Annotated in this window: 22 protein-coding genes and 1 pseudogene; 12 read left to right on the forward strand and 11 right to left on the reverse strand. The window is 36.8% G+C overall.

Features of this window, described 5'->3' with window-relative positions:
- Window positions 1-23 precede the first annotated feature (23 nt).
- From ACERII_RS03610 to ACERII_RS03650, 9 genes are all read left to right on the forward strand, one after another.
- On the forward strand, window positions 24-809 hold the full coding sequence (locus ACERII_RS03610; protein ID WP_373640112.1) for a LamB/YcsF family protein: 786 nt from the start codon (window positions 24-26) through the stop codon (window positions 807-809).
- Complete coding sequence (locus ACERII_RS03615) at window positions 796-1,749, forward strand: 5-oxoprolinase subunit C family protein (RefSeq protein WP_373640113.1); 954 nt, start codon at window positions 796-798, stop codon at window positions 1,747-1,749. Before ACERII_RS03610 ends, ACERII_RS03615 begins: the two co-directional genes overlap by 14 nt.
- Before the next feature lie 367 nt (window positions 1,750-2,116).
- Entirely contained in the window at window positions 2,117-2,497 is a 381-nt protein-coding gene (locus ACERII_RS03620; protein WP_373640114.1) for a RidA family protein, read from the forward strand.
- 767 nt (window positions 2,498-3,264) lie between these two features.
- Complete coding sequence (locus ACERII_RS03625) at window positions 3,265-3,591, forward strand: hypothetical protein (RefSeq protein ID WP_373640116.1); 327 nt, start codon at window positions 3,265-3,267, stop codon at window positions 3,589-3,591.
- A 216-nt stretch (window positions 3,592-3,807) separates the two neighbouring features.
- On the forward strand, window positions 3,808-4,278 hold the full coding sequence (locus tag ACERII_RS03630; protein ID WP_373640117.1) for a hypothetical protein: 471 nt from the start codon (window positions 3,808-3,810) through the stop codon (window positions 4,276-4,278).
- Between the two features lie 786 nt (window positions 4,279-5,064).
- Window positions 5,065-6,366 (forward strand): sugar ABC transporter substrate-binding protein, encoded by a 1,302-nt coding sequence (locus tag ACERII_RS03635; RefSeq protein ID WP_373640118.1) that lies wholly within the window; start codon window positions 5,065-5,067, stop codon window positions 6,364-6,366.
- 99 nt (window positions 6,367-6,465) lie between these two features.
- A complete protein-coding gene (locus tag ACERII_RS03640) occupies window positions 6,466-7,779 on the forward strand; it encodes a carbohydrate ABC transporter permease (protein WP_373640119.1) in 1,314 nt (437 codons plus the stop codon).
- Window positions 7,779-8,624 carry a sugar ABC transporter permease gene (locus ACERII_RS03645; RefSeq protein ID WP_373640121.1) on the forward strand — a complete coding sequence of 282 codons (846 nt, stop codon included), beginning with the start codon at window positions 7,779-7,781 and terminating at the stop codon, window positions 8,622-8,624. Before ACERII_RS03640 ends, ACERII_RS03645 begins: the two co-directional genes overlap by 1 nt.
- 136 nt (window positions 8,625-8,760) lie before the next feature.
- A complete protein-coding gene (locus ACERII_RS03650) occupies window positions 8,761-10,503 on the forward strand; it encodes an alpha-glycosidase (protein ID WP_373640123.1) in 1,743 nt (580 codons plus the stop codon).
- A 734-nt stretch (window positions 10,504-11,237) separates the two neighbouring features.
- On the opposite strand, the gene ACERII_RS03655 is transcribed toward ACERII_RS03650, so the two are convergent.
- On the reverse strand, window positions 11,238-12,350 hold the full coding sequence (locus ACERII_RS03655) for a metallophosphoesterase (RefSeq protein WP_373640124.1): 1,113 nt from the start codon (window positions 12,348-12,350) through the stop codon (window positions 11,238-11,240).
- Between the two features lie 1,057 nt (window positions 12,351-13,407).
- On the opposite strand from ACERII_RS03655, the gene rsgA reads away from it, so the two are divergent.
- Window positions 13,408-14,469 (forward strand): ribosome small subunit-dependent GTPase A, encoded by a 1,062-nt coding sequence (gene rsgA, locus ACERII_RS03660; RefSeq protein WP_373640126.1) that lies wholly within the window; start codon window positions 13,408-13,410, stop codon window positions 14,467-14,469.
- A gap of 208 nt (window positions 14,470-14,677) precedes the next feature.
- Here the strand turns inward: rsgA and ACERII_RS03665 are convergent, their stop codons facing one another.
- From ACERII_RS03665 to ACERII_RS03695, 7 genes are all read right to left on the reverse strand, one after another.
- Complete coding sequence (locus tag ACERII_RS03665) at window positions 14,678-14,917, reverse strand: hypothetical protein (RefSeq protein ID WP_373640128.1); 240 nt, start codon at window positions 14,915-14,917, stop codon at window positions 14,678-14,680.
- Window positions 14,917-15,183 carry a hypothetical protein gene (locus ACERII_RS03670; RefSeq protein ID WP_373640130.1) on the reverse strand — a complete coding sequence of 89 codons (267 nt, stop codon included), beginning with the start codon at window positions 15,181-15,183 and terminating at the stop codon, window positions 14,917-14,919. The genes ACERII_RS03665 and ACERII_RS03670 overlap by 1 nt, the downstream gene beginning before the upstream one ends.
- 249 nt (window positions 15,184-15,432) lie before the next feature.
- Complete coding sequence (locus ACERII_RS03675; RefSeq protein WP_373640132.1) at window positions 15,433-15,708, reverse strand: type II toxin-antitoxin system RelE/ParE family toxin; 276 nt, start codon at window positions 15,706-15,708, stop codon at window positions 15,433-15,435.
- The gene (locus ACERII_RS03680) at window positions 15,709-15,984 is read right to left on the reverse strand and encodes a hypothetical protein (protein WP_373640134.1); all 276 of its coding nucleotides are present in this window, start codon (window positions 15,982-15,984) and stop codon (window positions 15,709-15,711) included.
- Window positions 15,985-16,472: 488 nt separating this feature from the next.
- Entirely contained in the window at window positions 16,473-16,784 is a 312-nt protein-coding gene (locus tag ACERII_RS03685) for a UPF0175 family protein (RefSeq protein WP_373640208.1), read from the reverse strand.
- Window positions 16,785-17,090: 306 nt separating this feature from the next.
- Entirely contained in the window at window positions 17,091-17,705 is a 615-nt protein-coding gene (locus tag ACERII_RS03690) for a histidine phosphatase family protein (RefSeq protein ID WP_373640135.1), read from the reverse strand.
- Between the two features lie 24 nt (window positions 17,706-17,729).
- On the reverse strand, window positions 17,730-18,452 hold the full coding sequence (locus ACERII_RS03695) for a 5-formyltetrahydrofolate cyclo-ligase (protein ID WP_373640136.1): 723 nt from the start codon (window positions 18,450-18,452) through the stop codon (window positions 17,730-17,732).
- A 447-nt stretch (window positions 18,453-18,899) separates the two neighbouring features.
- Here ACERII_RS03695 and ACERII_RS03700 point away from each other — a divergent pair, with 447 nt between their 5' ends.
- Window positions 18,900-19,508 (forward strand): hypothetical protein, encoded by a 609-nt coding sequence (locus ACERII_RS03700; protein WP_373640138.1) that lies wholly within the window; start codon window positions 18,900-18,902, stop codon window positions 19,506-19,508.
- A 526-nt stretch (window positions 19,509-20,034) separates the two neighbouring features.
- On the opposite strand, the gene ACERII_RS03705 is transcribed toward ACERII_RS03700, so the two are convergent.
- From ACERII_RS03705 to ACERII_RS03715, 3 genes and pseudogenes are all read right to left on the reverse strand, one after another.
- Window positions 20,035-20,499, reverse strand: coding sequence for a DUF4306 domain-containing protein (locus tag ACERII_RS03705; RefSeq protein WP_373640140.1), 465 nt, complete (start codon window positions 20,497-20,499; stop codon window positions 20,035-20,037).
- Window positions 20,500-20,688: 189 nt separating this feature from the next.
- The gene (locus ACERII_RS03710) at window positions 20,689-21,069 is read right to left on the reverse strand and encodes a hypothetical protein (protein WP_373640142.1); all 381 of its coding nucleotides are present in this window, start codon (window positions 21,067-21,069) and stop codon (window positions 20,689-20,691) included.
- A 382-nt stretch (window positions 21,070-21,451) separates the two neighbouring features.
- A pseudogene (locus tag ACERII_RS03715) lies at window positions 21,452-21,667 on the reverse strand (transposase); the annotation flags it as partial.
- Between the two features lie 230 nt (window positions 21,668-21,897).
- On the opposite strand from ACERII_RS03715, the gene ACERII_RS03720 reads away from it, so the two are divergent.
- Window positions 21,898-22,686 carry a 3-hydroxybutyrate dehydrogenase gene (locus ACERII_RS03720; protein ID WP_373640143.1) on the forward strand — a complete coding sequence of 263 codons (789 nt, stop codon included), beginning with the start codon at window positions 21,898-21,900 and terminating at the stop codon, window positions 22,684-22,686.
- The last annotated feature ends 334 nt before the right edge of the window (window positions 22,687-23,020 follow it).

The raw sequence follows: 23,020 nt of genomic DNA on the forward strand, positions 1-23,020 counted from the left end.
AAAAAAGGGGGCCGAACGACTATATGGATAAATTTATTGATATCAATAGCGATTTGGGAGAAAGCTTCGGCTCTTTTAAAGTAGGTAATGACGAAGAAGTATTAAAACATATTTCATCTGCAAATATTGCATGTGGTTTTCATGCAGGAGATCATAATGTTATTCATAAAACAGTCCAACTTTCTGCTCGATACAATGTTGGAATAGGTGCACATCCAGGTCTCCCGGATCTATTGGGTTTTGGGAGACGTTGGATGGATGTATCTACTGAAGAGGTTTATAATATGGTAGTTTATCAAGTGAATGCAGTAAAAGGATTTGCACAACTATATCAACAAAAGCTTCAGCATGTAAAACCTCATGGCGCTCTTTTCAACAAAGCCTCCAAGGACAAAGAAATAGCCTGTGCAATAGCAAGAGCTGTAAGAGATACAGATCCTAATCTCATTTTATATGGACTCTCTAGTAGTGAGTTAATTATTGAAGGAGAGAAAATAGGATTACAAGTAGCCAATGAAGTTTTTGCCGATCGTACATATCAACCAGATGGAACATTAACACCAAGATCAGATCCTAATGCAATCATTCACGATCCAAAGAAAGCGATGGCGCAGGTTCTACAAATGATCAAGGATGGTTCAGTTACTGCTGTTGATGGGAGTGTAATTCCCATTCAAGCAGATACTATTTGTGTTCACGGTGATGAACCTCAAGCAGTACTTTTTGTAAAACAACTGAAGAAAATTTTGAATGATAATGCAATTACTGTAAAAAAACCAGGAGGGGTACGGTACGATGAACGTTTTTGAGGTACTTGAGCCTGGTCTTCATACAACTGTTCAAGACTTAGGTAGAATTGGTTATCAGAAATATGGAATCGGGCAATCTGGAGTGATGGATGACTACTCCTTTCAGCTAGGCAATCTCCTTCTGGGAAACGACAGAAATGCTGCAGGTCTTGAGATAACGATGCTTGGCCCAAACTTACGTATAGTAAAAGATGTTGTAATAGCCATTACAGGTGCAAATCTCTCTCCTGCCGTAAATGGGGAGCCTGTGGCTATGTGGTCTACACTCTTTTTACATAAAGGTGATGAGCTACAATTTGGCAAACCACAGATAGGCGCTAGAGCATACATTCTTGTTGCTGGGGGTATTGAAGTGTCTGAAGTAATGGGAAGTCGTTCTACGAACATAAAAGGTCGTTTTGGTGGTTGGGAAGGAAGAGCATTAGAGAAGGAAGATGTGATTGTTGGAAGTAATCTAACAAGTAAGTTTCTTAGAAAACGGACACTTGCGCATGATGTCCTCCCAAATATGAGTGGAGACGATGAAATAAGGGTTATTTCCGGTCCACAAGAAGATATGTTTTCCGAAGAGGCAATTACAGCGTTTTATCAATCTTCATTTAAGATAACTACGAGTTCAGATAGAATGGGTTATCGTTTAGAGGGTGAATACTTGCATTGTGAAAACCAAGGGGAAATGATTACGGACGCAGTAGCATTAGGATCCATTCAAGTTCCTGGCGATGGAAATCCCATCGTTCTTATGGCAGATCGTCAAACATCTGGAGGCTACCCAAAAATCGCTAATGTCATAAGTGTCGACATGTGGAAGGTTGCACAAAGACTCCCAGGACAAGCACTAACGTTTAAAAAAATCGAACTAGAAGAAGCACATCAAGAACTCCACAAACGTGAAAAAATATTTAAACAACTTCAAATAGCTGGAAGAATGTATTCTTAATATAGAATGGATACAATTGAAACATAATTTGTAGTGCTAGATAGATTCACTAATAACGAGTATTTTCTAGGGTAGACATCCATGAAAATACGCTGTGTAGTTCCTTAGAACTGACCATTAAATATGTAATCAACGTATGCCCACGAGACTCCAGTGGGAAAGCAGAGCAGAGGCAAGACACCGCAGAGCGCTTGCGCTTGAGGAGGCTTACCAGCTCCCCACGGGAAAGCGAGCAGGATGAAACGAATGGAATACAAAGTTAGTAACACTAGATAAATTTGATGATGCTAAATCACGTATTTTCAGAGTTGAATGAAAAATGTAAAATAGAAAAAGAAAAGCGTCGACAAAGAAAGGAAAGATGAAAATGACAAAACAAGTAATTGAAACAACAAATGCACCAGGAGCAATTGGACCATATTCGCAAGCTGTAGTAACAGGTAACTTCGTATATTGTTCTGGACAACTAGGATTAAACCCAGAAACAGGAGAAATGGCGGAAGGACTTGAAGCACAAACAACTCAAGCATTTAGCAACGTAAAAGCGGTACTTGAAGCAGCAGACTGCACAATGAATGATGTTGTTAAAGCTACTGTATTTTTGAAAAATATGGACGATTTTGTAGCAGTAAACGAAATTTACGGAAAACAATTTGAACAACCATTCCCTGCAAGAAGCGCAGTAGAAGTAGCGAGACTTCCTAAGGACGGGTTAGTTGAAATTGAAGTAATTGCTGTAAAGAAGTAATTAAATAGAGTTTGGTAAAGTAGAGTAAACCTTAAGTAAAGCGTATGGATTTCCCAATGGAAAACTATGCGCTTTTTTGTGTTTTTCAACGGGTTCTTTGGTAGGCACTACCGTGGTAGCGCCTACCAAAGTCGCAGGTTAAATCCGCGAGAAAACGGGAGCATGAGGGAGAATTTGACTAGGTCGTTTTGTAGGCGCTACCGTGGTAGCGCCTACCCGGGTCGCAGGTTAAATCCGCGAGAAAACGGGAGTATGAGGGAGAAAAGTGACTAGGTCGTTTTGTAGGCGCTACCGTGGTAGCACCTACCCGGGTAGCAGGTTAAATCTGCGAGATAATGGGAGTATGAGGGAGAAAAGTGACTAGGTCATTTTGTAGTGCCTACCGTGGTAGCGCCTACCAAAGTCGCAGGTTAAATCCGCGAGAAAACGGGAGCATGAGGGAGAAAAGTGACTAGGTCAATTTGTAGTGCCTACCGTGGTAGCGCCTACCAAAGTCGCAGGTTAAATCCGTGAGAAAACGGGAGCATGAGGGAGAAAAGTGACTAGGTCAATTTGTAGTGCCTACCGTGGTAGCGCCTACCAAAGTCGCAGGTTAAATCCGTGAGAAAACGGGAGCATGAGGGAGAAAAGTGACTAGGTCAATTTGTAGGTGCTACCCTAGTTTAGAATGTAACTTTTTTTCGTACTATACGTAATACTAAGGATGAGTTAACAAGTTTAAATGATAAAAGGACTAAATAATTTATTTCAGAAGGTGGTGTTTAACATTGGTTAATAATATATTTAAGAAGTTAAGCGGATTCGGTGGTAGTTTACAGATGGATGAGGATGATACTGTAATACATGTGCTCATTCATTTTACACCATATAAAACATATATTTACATAGCTGATCATGACTGTTTCGTTTGCGACTCAGATGGTGTAGAGTTTGAAGACCCTTACTCGAGTACGGAGTATATCATTAATGGAAATTACGTTTGCCTGCTTTTAGAAGATGAATCACTTTCTCCAACCGAAAAAATAAAGAAGGTACTTGAGCGTTATTCATTATCAGAAGAAGAAGTTGTGTTTATAGATATATTTGAAGGGTAAATGTTGGCAACGTAAATGAAACAATAAATGGAGTAATATAACAATAAAGGCACTGGAAAAGGAAATACTTTTTCAGTGCCTTTATTGTTATAAAAGGAAAACTTCAAGATCCTAGTGTTCTTAGATTAGAAAGGAGTGTTTTTACTAATACTAAGGTACATATTGTAGAAAAGATACAAAGAAGATAAAAATTATTACATATAAAGGAATTGTCTTATGAATGGCTTTATACTAGCTGCTATTTTATTTAATGTTATTGCATTTACAACAAGCAAACGACTTACTAAAAATCAAATTGTACATATTTGGATGTTTACTATCGTTGCACAGATGTTATTCGATGGATATATTGACCATAAATATCAAGCCTACTGGTATTTTGATATAGAGATAAGTTGGTACGATTTTCTTCCTGTGACAATTCTCGTTCCACCTGTAAATATGATTTTTTTAAATTGGTTTCCCTTTGGCTCAACCTTATTAAGAAAATTTGTTTACTTTCTTGGGTGGTGGGTAGCTATTGTGATATATGAAGTAATCGCATTACTCCCAGCTCCGTGGGGTTACTTTCATTATGGTTGGTGGAATCTATGGTATTCCATCATTATGGATCCTTTCTTATTACTTTTAATACTAGGATATTATAAGTGGATACGGAAAATAGAAAAAGAAACATTATATACATAAAAAGTGGGGAGGGTGTATTAATAGATTTTACTCTACTATGAAACCTCATCCTTCCCAGTTGTATCATGTAGGTTGCTATTCACAAGGCGTTGCACCTTCAGGTTTTCCCCATTGCGAATGCAATACTTTCTTTTTTGAGTTTTTTTGCAAAATTAATATTCCTCAGTACCAAATTGTTTACCTCCCCAAAGGTTTTTTATCCAATATATTAAAGTCTTCAAACATTTCCTATGAATCTCTAGTAATGTTTGAAACAAAACTATGCATACCACCTCTGTAGTCTTTTTATTTGCTATCTAGCAATCGTTTGCGTCAAATAGTACATTACTATGTTGCGATAATAGATATTATTCATGTTTTATAAAAAATATTATAGGGTATAACGTGTTATTGAAGAAATTTTTATTTTGAAAAAACACAGAAAACGCTTGCATTATTTTTGTTTGGATGTATAATTAAGTTGTGAGTTAACGCAAACGATTTCGCAATTTTAAGGGTGTTGGTTTTTTATGATCTGTAGTGCACCTGATTGCGTTTTTTTGTAGGAATAATTGTTTTTATGAGGTTATTAATATAAATAAAACGGTGTTGTACATATTGAATCTAATAATATGTTAGGCGTATTCAATATGGATTTATTATTGTCAATTATTTTTTTACTCACAATTGTAAGTTCATTTATGCAAGCGAATGCATTTAATGTAGTTTCAAAGAATAGTTAATTGTGTGTTTGATAGTTTTACTATCTTTACAATATAAGTAAAAAATATTAAGGGGGAAATTTTAATGAAAAGAATCATGTTAATGGCAATGATGGTAGTTTTATCACTGATGGTTATTGCTTGTGGCCCAGATAATGATCCACCAGCGAATAACGGTGACAACAACAGTGCTACAAATGGAAATAACGATAGTACAAACGATGGAACAAACAACTCTGCATCTGATGTACCAGAAAAGCCTGAATCATTAGAAATATGGGCAAATGATGATGAATATCAATTTGCTGCTGTTGAATACTTAGTTCAGCAATTTGTGGAAGAGACAGGGATTGAGGTAACTGTAACACCTCGTTTAATGGCAGACCAAGATGAAGCGTTTCAACTTGATGCACCTGGTGGAATTGGACCAGACTTAATTTTCCAACCACATGACCGTTTAGGTAATTTAGTTGCACAAAATTTATTAGCTCCACTAGAAGCTTCTGAAGATGTATTAGCACAATACACAGAGGATGCTATCGGTGCCTTCTCCATGGACGGAGTAGTTTACGGAGCGCCACTTGTAATGGAAAACACTGCGCTTTATTATAATAAAGATTTAGTACCAGAAGTTCCGAGCACAATGGAAGAGTTATATGAGTTAGCAGAAGAATTAACAAACACTGCTAATGACGAGTATGGATTCCTTTTTGAAGCATTGAACTTCTACCACGTTCACCCTTGGATTGGTGGTTACGGTGGATATGTATTTGCTCAAGATGCTGAAGGTAACTATGATCCAGATGATATTGGATTAAATAATGAGGGAACAATTGCAGCATTTGAAGAAATTCAGTCATTATTTGACCGTGGACTTATTCCAAGAAGTGTAACCGAAGATGTTCTAAATGGCTTATTCACTGATGGAAAAGTAGGTATGGTTGTTTCTGGTCCTTGGGCACTAGCAAACTTCTCTGGTGCATTAGGAGATAGCTTAGGTGTTGCTCCTATTCCAACACTATCTAATGGAGAGGAACCAACTCCATTTGCAGGGGTAAAAGGTTGGCTTGTATCGAATTATTCAGATAACACTTATTGGGCTTCTCAATTAGCTCTACACTTAACAACAGCTGATTCACAAGCTTACTATTATGCAGAAACTGGTGAAATTCCAGCACGTCCAGATGCTGATGTTGATAATCCATTTGCAGAAGGATTCTTACAACAATCTCAAACAGCAATTCCAATGCCAAACATTCCTGAGATGAACCAAGTTTGGGGTCCAATGGAAGACTCCCTTCAGTTCAATGCTAACGGGGATGATGTACAAGAAATTTTAGAAGAAGCAGTGGACGAAATTAGAGCGAACATTGAATTAATGCAATAAGTTTAAGAATAAGTATTACAGGCATAGAAGAGGGTGGCAAAAAAGGGGAGTTCCCTTACGTCACCCTCTATCCCATTCTATAGGTTAGGAGGTTCATGGATGGACTCAAATCAAAATGATTCAATAAAAACAAAAAATAAGTTTTCCAGCCATAACCCTAAGTTGGCATGTGCTTTGTCGATTATTCCTGGCTTAGGTCAGTATTATAATCGCCGATTTATGAAAGGAACCGTCTTTCTAGTTTTAGCTGCAGCATTTCTATTAGCTTTTGCCGACTTTATTGATATGGGGTTATGGGGAATATTTACACTTGGAACTGTTCCGGGTAGAGACCACTCACTAGAATTAATTATTCAAGGACTGGTTACTTTTGTTCTACTTTCTTTTGCACTAGTATCCTACTTTATTAATTTTCGAGATGCATATAAAGATGCAGAGAAGTTAAAGGACGGCTTTCGCATTCCAACATTAGGGGAAGCATTTCATAATACGTATGATAAGACCTTTCCTTACTTCTTAGTAGGACCAGGATTAATCTTAGTAATATTTGCCGTTATTCTACCATTAGGTTTTATGCTCTCTTTAGCATTCGTAAACTATCATTTACGAAATTCACCACCAGCAAATCTTCTTGATTGGGTTGGTTTCGACAACTTTGTTGCATTAGCAACAACGCCTATGTGGCAAAACACATTTATAAGTGTCTTTAGTTGGACCATTATCTGGACGTTAGTAGCAACAACACTTCAAATTGTGTTAGGTTTATTTCTGGCAATTTTAGTAAACGACAAGCGTGTGAAATTTAAGCGAGCAATTCGCACAATGTTGATCCTACCATGGGCAGTACCTGGGTTTGTATCCATTTTAATCTTCGCAGCAATGTTTAACGATGGTTTTGGTGCGATTAATCGACAAATTATGGAGCCATTTTTCAATGTTAGTATACCTTGGCTAACCGATATTCTTTGGACGAGGGTAGCCCTCATAACTATTCAAGTATGGCTAGGATTCCCGTTTGTATTTGCACTGTTCTCTGGGGTACTGACAAGTATCTCCGATGATTGGTACGAAGCAGCAACTGTGGATGGTGCGAATCGTTGGCAAAAATTTAAAGCAATTACATTCCCACATGTTATGTTCGCAACTGCGCCGCTAATGATCATGCAGTATACGCATAACTTTAATAACTTTAATATTATTTATCTATTTAATGAAGGCGGTCCGGCGGTACGTGGCCAAAATGCAGGGGGAACAGACATCCTTATTTCCTGGGTGTACAGTTTAACGTTCCAGCAGCAAAACTATAGTATTGCTGCAGCTATTTCGATGATTATTGGTTTCATCGTAGCAGTATTTGCATTCTTCCAATTCCGTAAGACAAGATCGTTTAAAGAGGAGGGGAAAGTGTACTAATGAATATGAAAACGAAAAATAGACTAGAGCTTGTTGGTATTTACCTTATTTTTGCGGTTATGTTCGTCATTATTGCTTATCCCCTTCTTTGGGCAGTAGGGATGTCCTTAAACCCAGGGCGAAGTATGTTCTCTGCTAGTATGATTCCGGAAAACTGGAGTTTGGAGCATTATCGCTGGTTATTCTTTGATGACCCACGAGGTCGTTATGTTACTTGGTATAAAAATAGTTTAATTGTTGCAGGATTTACGTCACTGTTCTCGGTATTAGTAGCTACATTAACTGCCTATGCTTTTGCCCGTTACAAATTCGTAGGTAGAAAAAATGGGATTTTCATTTTACTTGTTCTACAAATGTTCCCAATTTTAATGGCCATGGTGGCGATCTATTTGCTACTTAGCTTAGTAGGACTATTAAACTCGTTAACTGGGTTAATTATCATCTACGTTGGTGCGAGTGTTCCAATGATGACGTTCTTGGTAAAAGGTTATTTTGATACGATACCGAGAGAGTTAGATGAAGCGGCAAAAATCGATGGTGCAGGGCATTTGCGAATTTTTTTCCAAATCATGCTTCCATTAGCGAAGCCGATCTTGGCAGTTGTTGCATTGTTCCAATTTATGACGCCATTCATGGACTTCTTGCTACCGCGAATTGTTCTTCGAAGTGAGGACAAATTTACGTTGGCACTTGGACTTTTCAATTTCGTAAGTAATGAATTTGATAATAACTTTACTCGATTCGCAGCTGGTGCTATTTTAGTAGCGATTCCTATTGCGTTAGTGTTCTTATTCTTGCAACGTTACTTGATTGCAGGGTTGACTGCAGGAGGAACGAAAGGGTAGGGAACGAACTCTTTCTTTTCCACTAAGTAGGGAAAGGGATCATATGTTTTTCATAAAAAAGGTGGGCTCAAAAGTGAAAATTTGCTTTTCGGGTCGCCTTTTTTCTATAGTTGTGATCAAAGAAAGGTGGAGGATTATGTTAAGAGAAGCGATTTATCATCGGCCAAAAAACAATTTTGCGTACATATATAAAGGGAATTTGTTGCACATTTTTTTGAAAACGAAGAAGGATGATGTGAGGTCGGCGACGCTTGTGTATGGGGATCCTTATCACTTGGTGGATGGGGTTTGGCAGGTGGAGTCGAAGGAGATGCGTGTTTCTGGATCCGATGCTTTGTTTGATTATTGGTTTGTGGATGTGGAGCCCGCGTTCCGTCGCCTTCGTTATTGTTTTCAGTTGAGTGATGGTGTGGAGGAGCTTGTGTATACGGAGAAGGGTTTTTATGATGAGGTTTTGAAGGATGATATTCGGTATCACTTTTGTTTCCCGTTTGTGCATAATAGTGATGCGTTTCATGCGCCAGAGTGGGTGAAGGATACGGTTTGGTATCAGATTTTTCCGGAGCGATTTGGAAACGGGGATGTGACGAATGATCCTGAGGGTACGTTGCCTTGGGGGAGTGAGGAACCGCAATATAATAATTTCTTTGGCGGGGATTTCCAAGGTGTGATTGATCATTTAGATTATCTAGAGGTTTTAGGTATCTCCGGTATCTACTTTACGCCATTTTTTAAAGCGAAGTCGAATCACAAATACGATACGATTGATTATATGGAGATTGATCCGCAGTTTGGGGATAAGGAGAAGTTTCGGGAGCTTGTTCAGGAGTGTCATAAGCGGGGAATTCGGATTATGTTGGATGCCGTGTTTAATCATAGTGGCTACTTTTTCGAACCGTTTCAGGATGTGTTGAAAAATGGAGAGACGTCTAGGTACGTAGATTGGTTCCATTTACGAGAGTTTCCTGTGAAAACGGAGCCTTTGCCTAATTATGATGTGTTTTCGTTTGGGGCATCGATGCCGAAGTTGAATACGCAAAATCCTGAGGTGAAGAAGTACCTGCTCGATGTGTCTCGTTATTGGATTGAAGAATTTGATATTGATGGCTGGCGTTTGGATGTGGCGAACGAAGTGGATCATGGATTTTGGCGTGAGTTCCGTGATGTGGTGAAGTCGGTGAAGCCTGATGTGTATATTTTAGGGGAGATTTGGCACGATTCTATGCCATGGCTTCAGGGAGATCAGTTTGATGCGGTGATGAATTATCCGTTTACAGATGCGGTTCTTGATTTCTTTGCGAAACGGGTGACGACGGGGGAGAAGTTTGCTGATATAATATCAGGTGTTCTTCATATGTATCCTCGTAATGTGAATGAGGTTGGCTTTAATTTGCTGGGAAGTCACGATACGGCGAGGGTATTGACAATTGCGGATGAAAACAAGGATGTAGCCCGGTTGATGTATGTATTCCAAATGTCGTTCGTAGGCACTCCGTGTATTTATTATGGAGATGAGATTGGAATGACTGGTGGCATCGATCCTGGTTGTCGAGAGTGTATGGAATGGGATGAGAATAAGCAGGATTTAGAATTGTTTCGATTTGTTCAGAAGTTGATTTCGCTTCGCAAGTCGTATGATGCGTTTGGAAGTAAGGGAGAGTTTCGATTCCTATCTGTGGATGGAAATACGGTTGTGTATGAGAAGGTTTCGGAGAGCGTTGAGCGATTGGTGTTTGTGTTGAATAATAGTGATGAAGTGGTTGAGGTGGCTGTTCCTGGATTTGATGGTTTAGCGGGGATTGATTTGTTTTCCGGGGGAAAAGTTAGTTTGGCTGGGCCTTTGGCGATAGAGGGGTATGGGTTCCGGATATTGAAATAAAAGTTAGTGGGCGTTGAAAAAACGGGTTTACTTCAGGAGTGCAAACAAGCCATTCGCAAGCATGATTTTTTCTTGTATATCAGTGTTTTAATGAATTTCAAGCATTGTAATGAAAGAAACGAGGAGATATGCTCAATGGAATAAATAAACGGAGAATTTTCCCTTATTCAATAAATAGCACGGAAATTACTTTGAATAAAAGGAGAAATTCCGCTTATTTACTTAAATCTATTTAAAAAGGGGGAGTTTCCTTTGCGTAGTCGGAAAAACTCCACTTATTTGCTAAGAAATTAGGTGAATTTTGATTTTAAACGATATTTCTCCGCTTATTTTATTTCACTGGTTAGGAAAAGGATACATGGACTTGGCGATTAGGTAAGTTTATCTAATAAATTTCCAAGAAAACCTCTTTACTTCAACAAACGGGTTAGTGAAATAAGCAAATATAAAAACAATGGTACGAAGAACCTTCGTGCCATTGTAATATGCGCATTATACTGTGAACTTATTGCGAAAGAGATCGTGTGATGCAAGAAATGAAATTAACTGTATTTATATTAATTGAAAGGCTGTGGGGAGATTAAAGACCAAATTAAGAAAGCCTTTATTATATCAATAATATAACTAGTCCAATTAGCTATCTTTTTGGACTAGTAATTACGGTTCTATTTGAATTTTCTCATCACAATCGAAACTACTTACTCTTTTTCAATGCCCACTTTGTGTTTTTGAAGTTAAGATATAAATTTTATATCAATTTGGAGAACTTCTGATCTACTGCCTAATCTCACAGGTGGACCCCAAAAGCCGAAACCGGAAGATACAAATGCGTGAAGCTGGTTTTTGTGTTTGTAGCCATAATCTAGTTCGAAGATTCTTCTTGTAAAAATATGGTTGGGCCACATTTGCCTACGGTGTGTGTGCCCTGAGAGACTTATATCTACTCCTTGATTCATCGCTTGCTCCAACTCGAGAGGTTGGTGATCTAGCAGGATGATTGGGGTGTTTTTGTCTGTGTCTTGAAGCAGTTCTTCGATGGACTGGCGTTTTCTATCAGTCTTGTCTTTTCTTCCAACAATCGTGACATTGTTTTCTAATTGTATAATCTCATCTTGTAGAATCGTAATATTTATTTCCTTCATTGCAGCGACAAATTCTGGGATTTGTTTTCCATAATATTCGTGGTTGCCTAATACACCGTATTTGCCGAGTGGAGCGTCCATTTGCTTAAGTATGGCGTCCATTTTTTTCGCTTGAAACTCTTTCGGATCATCGTCCACAATATCACCAGCAAGGAGGATCAAGTCAGGCTTGATCTTGTTAACGCAATCCACGAGTCTTTGTGCATGTGCTCTGCCTGACAAAAGTCCGAAGTGCATATCGGAAGCCATCGCTATTCGAAGAGATTGCTGATCTTTGCTTTGTTTCGGTATGGTAATTTCATACTTTCTTATTATTGGTGAGTAAGCTTGGACAGCGCCGTATGTAAAAATAACGGTAAAGGTGATTAGTGTGACGATACCTGTCCAAAACGTAATGAGTTCTTGGTCATAAGGACTAAACCTTAGGAGCAATGCAGTTATGTTGGCGATTGGTAATACAAGTAGTGAATATTGAACAAGGGCAATCCAGTAAGAACCGATTATTTTGAAAAAATTAGTGAAATGAATGTAGCGGTCGATCATGAATCCGTAAGCTAGGAGAAGAATGATGATTGTGTATATTGGCAGATTGACGTCATTCGTGATGGTTTGAAGCCATACCCACCCGTTCCAGCCGATGTAAAAAACGATGATATTGTATACAGATAAAGCCCCGATAATGTTTAGTAGTGTTCGAAGTTTCATAAAGTGTGCTCCTTACTTGTTATGGTTACGATATTATTATTGCTCACTTTTGAGGTGGAAGTAAAATGATATGGGGTTCGTAAGATGTGTAAAATTGTTGGAGGATTGGTTGGGGTTGATGGTGAGGGTGCGATAGTTTCTCCTTAAAAAACACTAATAGATTGTCTGTTATCTACAGATTCAGTGAGAAATTCTTAGATATTCGTAAAAATGTAAGGGTTTAAACACTAGAATATTATCGAGAGACAAAAATCACGGGTCAAAGTTTGCACCACTAAGTTCAACGTAAACTACTTTCATAGTTGTCTAAAGAACAGGATAAATAGGTTCCAACAATAAAAAAGACCTCTGATTGGAGGTCGTAAAATTTAACTATCATGATTCTGCTTACTCAGCCTTTTCACTTCTTCTTCTAGTTCATTAAGTCGCTTTTGGAATCTGTATAGAATTGGTGTATAAGCGATCGTTACAATAATAACAACAATTACCCATTCTTCTATAAGTCAACCCTCCCACTATTTAATAATACTTACTATTACTTTATTGTAATGTACAGAAAATTGGCAATAATTGTTTCGTTACTAAAACAAGAATCTTTACGAATAGACTATAAAAACACAGTAAATCAAGCACTTCTCTTTAATATATATTAAATAGAGGTCATTGGACTAAGAAACAGAAACCATACACAAGTCAATTTGAGCAGTAGTCTCACTTTGTTAATTCCTTAGATAAAAAGCTGATCTTAATAGCGACCAATCAGTAACGGAACTTTCCACTATTTACAAATGGAACAGGTAGGAATATAATGGTAATGAAATAGCCAATCCAAGGGGGTGTGTGTTTATGCGCAAATTTAATACGAATTATACGTTACCAATAGCATATGAACAGCCCATGGAAGGTTTATTTCTGGTTACCTAAATTTATTTTTATGTATTTCATTAGTTTCCAACTAACGTATAACCTTGTTATTTTTCCCATGGGCTGAAGAAGAGTCGATGGTTTTTTTGTGTTCTAACATTTTTAAAAACGAGGGATAATTTAGGAGGAACTAATGTTGATAAAACAATATGGATGGAATAGTGAATGGGAAAATAAAGCGAGAGTATTTTTAACAGATAATAAAATAGTAGGAAGAGTAATCGAAGAGCAAAAAGGGTTATATCGAGTGTGGGCTGAAAAAGGAATTCTTTCTTGTGAAGTTTCCGGTAAATTTCGTTTTGAGGCTTTGGCACGAGAAGATTTTCCTGCTGTTGGTGATTGGGTTGTTTTAGACCCTTGGAAGGATGAAGAGAAAGGTACGATTCACAAAGTACTAGAGAGAACAAGCTGTTTCTCAAGAAAAGTTGCTGGATTAAAGACAGATGAACAAATTGTTGCAACGAATGTGGACTCTATTTTTCTAGTAATGGCAGTGAATAAAGACTTTAATTTACGTAGGTTAGAGCGGTATTTAACACTGGCTTGGGAAAGTGGAGCTAATCCTGTGATCGTATTGAGCAAGGCCGATTTGTGTGATGAAGGTGAATTAGCGGAAAGGATTGCAGATGTTGAAGGAGTCGCTTTCGGGGTTCCTGTGCACAAAGTGAGCGCTGTGTTAGCAGAAGGAATGGAGTCACTTCGTTCATACTGCCAAGAAGGTCAAACCGTAGCATTGTTAGGTTCTTCTGGTGTTGGAAAGTCAACGATAATTAACACATTATTAGGGGAAGAAATTCAACTCGTTCAAGATATTCGTGAGGATGACGCGAAAGGGAGACATACCACAACACACAGAGAATTGTTCTTGCTTTCAAGCGGAGGCGTACTTGTGGATACTCCCGGGATGCGGGAGCTGCAGCTTTGGGAATCAGAGGATGGATTTAAGCAGAGCTTTGAAGATGTAGAGAAGTTGGGGGAACAATGTCGTTTTCGAGACTGTGGTCATCAGAGTGAGCCAGGGTGTGCAGTGCAGGGAGCAATTGATAGTGGAGAGCTAGACCGTGGGCGTTATGATAGCTATGTGAAGTTGCAAAAGGAAATTGCTCATTTAGAAAGAAAAGCAAATTTGAAGGCTCAGCTTGTGGAAAAACAGAAGATGAAGAAACTTTCGAAAACGATAAAGAAGTTTTACTAAAAGAAGGGGTCATACTTCCTTGGATTACAGAGGATGTATGACCCTGTTCCTATGTTGATAGATGACCTAGTTAATTGGAGAAAGAAACAGTTCTTTTATTTCCGTGAACTGCCCATAGGTGAATTCCTGTATCACCTTTTAATTGTATGGTCACGTGAGAGGTCTATTTATTTTTCACCAGGGAATAATACGTTTAAATAACAACATCCTAATCGATTAATTTGTAATATTCCCTAAATCTCTTAACCACAACTCTAAAAATACCTTTGTATTTACCGAATTCTTCTGTATAGGATTTACCAATAATATCATCCTCTAAGACATTCTCAGCTTCTATAATAAACTGAGAAATAAAGTCTAATGTTTCTTCTGGTGTAAATCTCTTACTTCTAAATAAAGTAAGTTTTTCCATAACAGCAGGGGACCAAATAACGTTCCGGGCATACATTACATAAAGTCCTTTTTGGATAGTGATTTTAATAACTCTGTGGTAGTCATGCCCTGTCCATTTTCGTACTGTTCCATACTTTCCTTTAGCATACGCTTTAGTTCAAGATTTTTCTCAGCGTCAACTTGTATGGATTGCTCATCTTCTTCTTGAAGAACAAGTGCAAATTTCCCCTTTCCAGGAATTGAAAACTGAAATACAGAATTCTCACTATCCATATTAGAGATATACTTCAAAAGCTCTTCGGAAGTAAGGATTTCTCCCATAGTTATCACCACCATTATGTTTTCTTTTTGTAATAATACCATATCGATTTCATGTATTATACTACTGCTACTTTTCTTAGAATAAAACTTGAGTTAAAGAAAGACACTTGATTGAGTTGGTATAGAACGCTTTAAATTTAGTCTTTTAATGCTGCAATCAGATTTTCACTAACGTATCACCGTAGCACTACATACTGTACAAAAATAAGCTAGGAATGACATTTTAAATTACTTTAAAATCATTCCTAGCTACCGTCTTTGTCTAGAGTGCTTAAAATATTCTATATAACATGTTGTTCGGTCATCTGACAACGAATAGTAAATAATATATTTATCAATAATTATTTTATAACTGCCTTCCCATTCTGGTTTATTTACTGGGATACTAGTACCTAACAAAGAAACCTTTTCTTCGATATTTTTTACTAGGCTTTTCTTATATTCCTTTGTCTCTTGTAAAGTGAAGTGCTGACTATGAATGTTACGAAATCCTTTTAATGCTTGATGTGTCCATTTAATTTCCATCTATATTTCACCTTGTTCAATCATCTCTAATACGTCTTCAGTTGAATAAACTTTCTCATCTACTATATCCTTCTTTGCTTGGAGTAATTTTTGTTTTAGCTCTGGATCAGCATCAATATCTTCTTTTACAGTAGTTTCTGGTTTTTCAATTAAACTTAAATGATATTTTTTTCCGTCTAACTCTATGACTGATTCTCCATCAAGGATAATACTTTTAATCAACTCTGCTTCGTATCCATTAAGTTTTCTCATATTCTTATTCAACCTCCATTTCAAAATACTTACCCTTAATTATTATACGACAGTTTTAATATAGTTCGAAAACTTCATAGTGGAAAATAATTAGTGCTTATGACAAAGCTCTTTGCTTACTGGTGTATAAACTGAGAGGTTTTGGAGACAATTAAATACCTTTACACCATACTCCCATGAGGGAGACCAATCTCATAATTAACCCATATTCTTTTTCATACTTGGGAAAGATAAAAAAACTAAACTCAAATTAATAATACCAACAGTTACGAAAGTCATAGTCATATATCTTCCGCCTATTGTTGGTGAGTTAGACACTGTAATTCCAAGAAAAATGTAAAGAACACCTATAGATAAGTAAAAAATTGTGATTTTTTTCATATTATTTTTAAATAACATATAACCACTTAATTCACAACTTCATTATATACTGCTTGTGGTATATAGATATCAAAAAGTTCCACAGTAGATCAAGACGACCAATGATAGATAACCCGATAATAGGACTAGTATTACATATCGCTTTCATCTTGTTTCCCTTTGCCATCTTCTTTTAGAATAAACTCAATTGTTTCATCATCTTGATTTTTTTGCTCATCTGTATATTCAGCCCAATGAATATTATGATCAATTAAGATTTGAATAAAATCTGATATGCTTTTACCACCTAGCTCATCTGCTCGTGCGAGTGTTATTTTTCTTGCAGTAAACAAATACATGGCTAGTGAAATATTAACATCTTCATCAACTGAATTTACATGTGCCCCTTTTAGAAAAGGCAAGAATTCAGGATTAATTCCAACTTTTGCTTTAGATTCATCCATAGCCAATGGTATCATTCCTCTCATTAAGACTCTTGCATTCATTATAACAATTTAAGATTACGGAAGAAATCAATTCTGGAAATAGTCATTAAATTATATAACAAACAACCCCTGAGATTCCTCTCGAAAATTTCGTTACCGGTATAGTGCGCCTTAATTTAATCCTTTAATGCTGCAATTAAAAAAATCTCCCTTTTCGTTAACACTATTTTCCATTTTATGAACATAAAAAAGAGCTGCAACATTGCAACTCGAAATTTTACTAACGCATACTATTTGGTTAAATTTAAATTGTGTTTTTATGCTTTACTTATTATCAAGGTGCCCTAAGTAATTTGAGAAAGTAACAATTCGTTCTTTGCCATCTACTTCCCATAGATGTATCCCAGTATCACCTGTTCTGATATTCACTTCTGTTATTATAGGAAGGTTTAAAAAGCAGCGATAAAGCATGTTAATCATTCCACCGTGAGAAACTAGACAAACTCTTTCGTTGTTATTATTTAAATTAGAGTCTAACAGTTTGGACCAAAAATGCTCTGCACGAGAACGGAACGCTATAGCAGACTCACACTCATAGAAAGTATCATGAGCTTTTCTTCCTCCCTCTGGAAGAGGATACATTATGGCAGATTCTGAACGGAGCATTCCTGCTAGAAGCCCATTGTTCCATTCCATTAGTTCTTCTGATGTTTGTACAGGTACTCCCGTAGCTTCAGAAGAAATAATAGCTGCTGTTTTTGATGCTCGTTGCAAAGGACTAGTGATAATTTTGGTTGGAGGATAATTATGTTGTATCCACTTTGCAGCTAAAAGAGCTTGCTCTATCCCTTTTTCTGTTAATGGTAAATCAGCTCTACCTTCATGTCGTTGTTCAATATCCCCGAGAGACTCCCCATGTCTTACTACTAGAATTTCCATAGACTATTTCACACCTAACCCAAATTATGATTTGGAACCTTTCGTTAGATTCCAAATTTCTTTTAATACTGGCATTTCTTCCATTTCTTTTTCACTAACCTCGGACCAAATAATTCCTTCTGGTTTAGGATAGGGAGAATCTGTTTTCAGTAAGCCCTCTTCGGTTGCAATCCAGTCACAAGTTAAATCGTACTCATCTATTGGAATTTCTTCATCTACTAATTGTACGGAATTGATTGTTCCTACGATGGGGATAGGTGGGTTTCCTAATTCCCTTAAGATGGCATACTCTCTATCAGCATAGCCTTCCCCTTTTCCTATTCTTCGACCATCGCTATGTAGCGCTACGGAACCGGCGAAAAACAGATCGATTTTAGGTAATTCAGTTAAGGGAATCACCTTCCCATATTGGTGGATATTCTTTAAACTTGCTGCTTTTTTCTCTTCTCCTGGAGGAACATTAGCAGGGTCCACTTTAATAAACCCATCCTTTAATCTTGGGGTAGGAACTAGTAATGTTTTACCATCTTTTAAAACTTGTGCACGAATAGGAAGTTGTGGTGAGTCAGGATTCACCTTCACAACCTTTGCATGTATGTATTCTTCCATTTGAAAAACAAATTGAGCTGCTTTTTCAGCTCCTTTAAAATTAGGGATTCTCCCCTTTAATGGAAAAGGAAATCTTCCCACTTTCTCCGTCATCATCTTTTCCCATATTTCCTCACGTATTTCTTGCTTCGACCGCATCAAAATCACCTCATCCCCATTATAGACAAGGGACTAGGGCCACGTACAATATTGTGAAAGAAAAATTCACAGGTCTGGTTCCCGAATTTACGATGACTACGAGTTAAGAATATTGTTGGGAAGTAAATAACTAAGAGACTAGTGTATAGAAAGATTACAAAAAAGTGTAAAATTATCTTGTTTTAACCAAAAAAAATGGGTTACTATGAAATTATTATATGGAAAGTGAGGTAAGAAGAACGACGCGGTCATGGGTGGTGGGAAGTATTCCGTACCATTGGAAGTAACAAAGGTTATTAAAGAATTCGGGCATGCCCTTAGCTTAAGGCATCAAGAGTCTCATATAAAAAAATCTGTAATGTGTACAGGGGAAGAACCTTAGTATGTACCCCAAGCTACACGACAAATCTAATTTAGCGTGGAAATATTAGGAAGGGAATAGAATCTATGGAGGAAAGAAGTAAGCAGAAAAAAATTATATTATTCACTTCTTTAATTTCAATCATATTGGTTAGTGGTATTATTTTTACTGTATTTCATAATAATGATAATCAAACATCTAGTCAGAACTTGGAGTTGGATCCAAGTGAAAAATACATTGACGAAACTGCCACAGTAATTAATGCCGGTAACTATGATTATCAACTTTATCATAAGGTGGAAGAGTTGGAGCAATATTCAGACCATATTGTTAAAGTGAAAGTAACGGGCGATAGGCAACTTGTAACGTGGAAGGATGAATACGATTCGACTGATCCTGGTGTAAGTGGTACACAAAGTGCGGTGGAAATTTTAGAAGTTTACAAGGGTTCCCTAAGTAATAATGAAATCATTATTGTGAATGAACCAGCTTATTTTAAAGATCATCAATATTACGGAGGCATTATTACAGGGATGTACCAAGGGAAATATGACATGACTAGCACTCGAGAGGTAAAACCTGTCACTACTTTAAACAGATATAAGGATGTAAAAGATGTGGAGTTTTTTGGTGATGATAATGAGATTGCTCATTTTAATAACCTAAAAAAGCAAGTAATTGATAAATTTAAATAACAGAGTTATACAGTAAAACCTGCTTTTTCATATCCTCTACCTAACATAATTGTTGGTAGTGGATATTTTACTGTAACGTCTTTGAAAAACGTTGATGTTGATTATTACACTGGGCAACCCCCTAAATTTTGACTAAGTAGATGCCACAGTCCATTAGGCGACGACCATCTTCTTATATTTAGTATGGTAAACACATAAAATTCACAGGTCTGGTTTTTCAATTAAACTTAAATGATATTTTTTCTGTCTAACTCTATGACTGATTCTCCATCAGGATAACCGATAATGCTTTTAATCAACTCTGCTTCGTATCCATCAAGTTTTCTCATGCTCTTATTCAACCTCCATTTCAAAATACTCACCCTTAATTATACGACAGTTTTAATATTGTTCGAAAACTTCCTAGTGAAAAATTATTAGTGCTTGTGACAAAGCTTTTTGCTTACTGGTATATAAACTGAGAGGTTTTGGAGACATTTAAATACCTTTACACCATACTCCCCCATGAGGGAGACCAATCTCATAATTAACTCATATTCTTTTTCATACTTAGGAAAGATAAAAAAACTAAACTCAAATTAATAATACCAACAGTTACGAAAGTCATAGTCATATATCTTCCGCCTATTGTTGATGAGTTAGAAACTGTAATTCCAAGAAAAATGTAAAGAGCACCTATAGATAAGTAAAAAATAGTGATTTTTTTCATATTATTTTTAAATAACATATAACCACTTAAAATTATTATATATGACAAGCACAAAATAATTAAAGTTGGATATAGCGGAGTAAATTTTGCTGCATATATGAAATGGTCAAGTTGTGATATTTCTGAGCTATTTATAATCTCTCCATTTAGAACTCTTGAAAACAATGCAGTGTTTTTCCATTCCTCTGGGTAGTACCTTATTGCACTCCCTTCGTACCAAGCAGCAAATGTTGACAATAACAAAAGTATCGACACTAAAATATATTGTATAATATATTTCATTTATATAATTTCCCCTTTATAGTCTTTTCATAGTAACAGCGATATCTTCCTATATAATTCTATTACAATAAAATTTATCATAGATTTACCACTAGACAAATTAATCCGACAGTTATATTATAAATAAATTTAAAATTCATAATGAATATTGGTAAAAGTCATCATAGTTGACTTTTACCAATGCTAGAATTATTCCCTTATTATGACATTCCTATATCCATATTCAAGAGCACCATGTAAAATATTCACAACACTGGTGTTTCCTTCATTTACAAATCTAAATCCATAACCACCTGGATGTGTGACTAGGGTTGTATCTCGCCAATCAAGTGCAACCCAACCTGCACGATTTCTCCAAACTGCTTTCCCCGCATAAACACCACCGAGCTCATAAACTTCAATAGCAAAAGCATCAACCCTATTCATCAATTCCACACTCATAACTCCAGGATTATAAAAGTAGATCCCATTGTTGACCCAAATAAAATTAGAAAAAGTTGTTCTACCAATATTATATGTAGTCCAAGAGGCCATTAAAGATTTTTGTAGACCTTTTTTTTTCTTCTTCATAATAAATAGTCTCTACTAAATTATCATTTTTATCGTAAATCTCGACAGTTGCTAATTGAGTGTTCCCTTCAGCATTGGAATTAAATGAGGTCACATTTTCACCCGCAAAAACGCTATGGGAAATACTTAAAAAGAATAAGAATACTAAACTACTAAATAAAGACTTTTTTATTAACAAAAAACTCCTTTTTTGTTGTATTTTTTTAATTTATCTTATTATAGTTTTAGCAACGACAATTTACTAGTTTAGTAGAGAAGTATTAAATCAATTAATTGAATTATTCATACTTCGAAGTTAAGTCATAACCAAAAAATCGATAAGTCACCTCATATTATTTCAAATCATAGTTTGGTGTTTTAAAATTGCCTACAAGATAATTTCTTATTCAAATTTCAGTTTATGGTCTCGCTGAAGTACTTGCCAAAAGAATTCTTGGTACATGAAACTTGAAGCAAGTTTAGTTTAAAATACAAAGAGCGTCCTGACTTCACTAATTTACTAGCAACCTTAATAATCTGTGTACGTATGGTTTCGATTTGCATGGTCTTCTGTCCTTCTGGAAAAAAGGTCGCGCAACCAGTTGGTTAAGTTATAAGCCGCCGGATGGGTTTGCTAAACAAAACGAAATCCAACACTGTACGAAGTTCCTTCAGTAAATTTAGTACTTGAAGTTCACAGGTCTGGTCCCCGAATTTTTGTTCGGGGACCAGACCTGTGAGGGTTTTGTGAACTTTTGTTACTGGTTTGTTACTGTTTTTTGATACAACTTATGTTGCAGAGATCGATTTTGGTATTAATTTTCTTATCAAGAAATGGGGGAGTGTAGCTTGAATGAATGGGTAGATAAAGTCGTAGTTGTGACGGGAGCAGCTAGCGGTATTGGGAAGGGAATTGCGTTAAAGTTCGTGGAGCAAGGAGCTACAGTCATCGCTTGTGATATTTATAGAGAACAACTCTCAGTCATGAAACATTCAGTGGAGACAGAGGTGGCAAACACTAGCTTATATGTATCTCCTTTTGATATTACAAACGAAAGCGAGGTAAGCGAAACTATCAACTCCATCATCAGTAAGCATGGAAAGATAGATGTATTGGTTAATAGCGCTGGCCTTCAATACGTTTCACTATTAGAAAATTATCCTAGTGACATGTTTGAGAAGCTATGGCGAGTCATGTGTTTTGGACCGTTTTTAACAATGAAGAACATTCTTCCTCATATGAAGCAAAAGAAATACGGACGAATTCTGCACTTAGCTTCAATAAATGGTCTCATTGGTTTTGCTGGAAAATCAGCTTATAACAGTGCAAAGCATGGTTTGATTGGGTTAACGAAGGTTGCAGCATTGGAAACAGCGTTAGATGGTATAACAGTAAATGCACTATGCCCAGGATATGTGGACACCCCACTTGTTCAAAACCAACTAGCAGATTTGGCGAGTACGAGAAACGTATCTTTGGAACAGGTTTTAGATGAGGTAATTTATCCGCTTGTACCTCAAAAAAGGTTGTTGTCTGTAGAGGAGATTGCTGATTACTCGATATTTTTAGCGAGCGAAAAAGCTAGTGGGATAACTGGGCAAGCAGTTGTGATGGATGGAGGGTATACGGTTCAGTGATTGTGTTTTGGTTGAAGTGAAAAGTTGTAAATTGTATCGAAGACGGGGATCTGCACATATATTCGAGGAATCCGCACATAAAAGATGAAAATCCGCACATATATTCACTCAACTCGCACATAAAATCGAGAAATTCGCACATAAAATTGACGCTGTAGTTGGGTTTCCAGCTTTTGTTGGGGAAAACTATGATTTTTCGCTTAAAGTTGAACATGGTTTCAGTTAATCCTCATATGGAGAAAAAATAAGTGTGATGAACATCTCAAAAAACCCTTTTCAGGGGGTTTTTTGAGGTGTTTTTTGGTTGTTGTGGGGTGGTAGTTTCCAGTTAATT

Origin of the sequence: Evansella sp. AB-rgal1, assembly GCF_041820985.1 — a bacterium.
In the GTDB taxonomy this organism is placed as follows: Bacteria; Bacillota; Bacilli; order Bacillales; family Salisediminibacteriaceae; genus Evansella.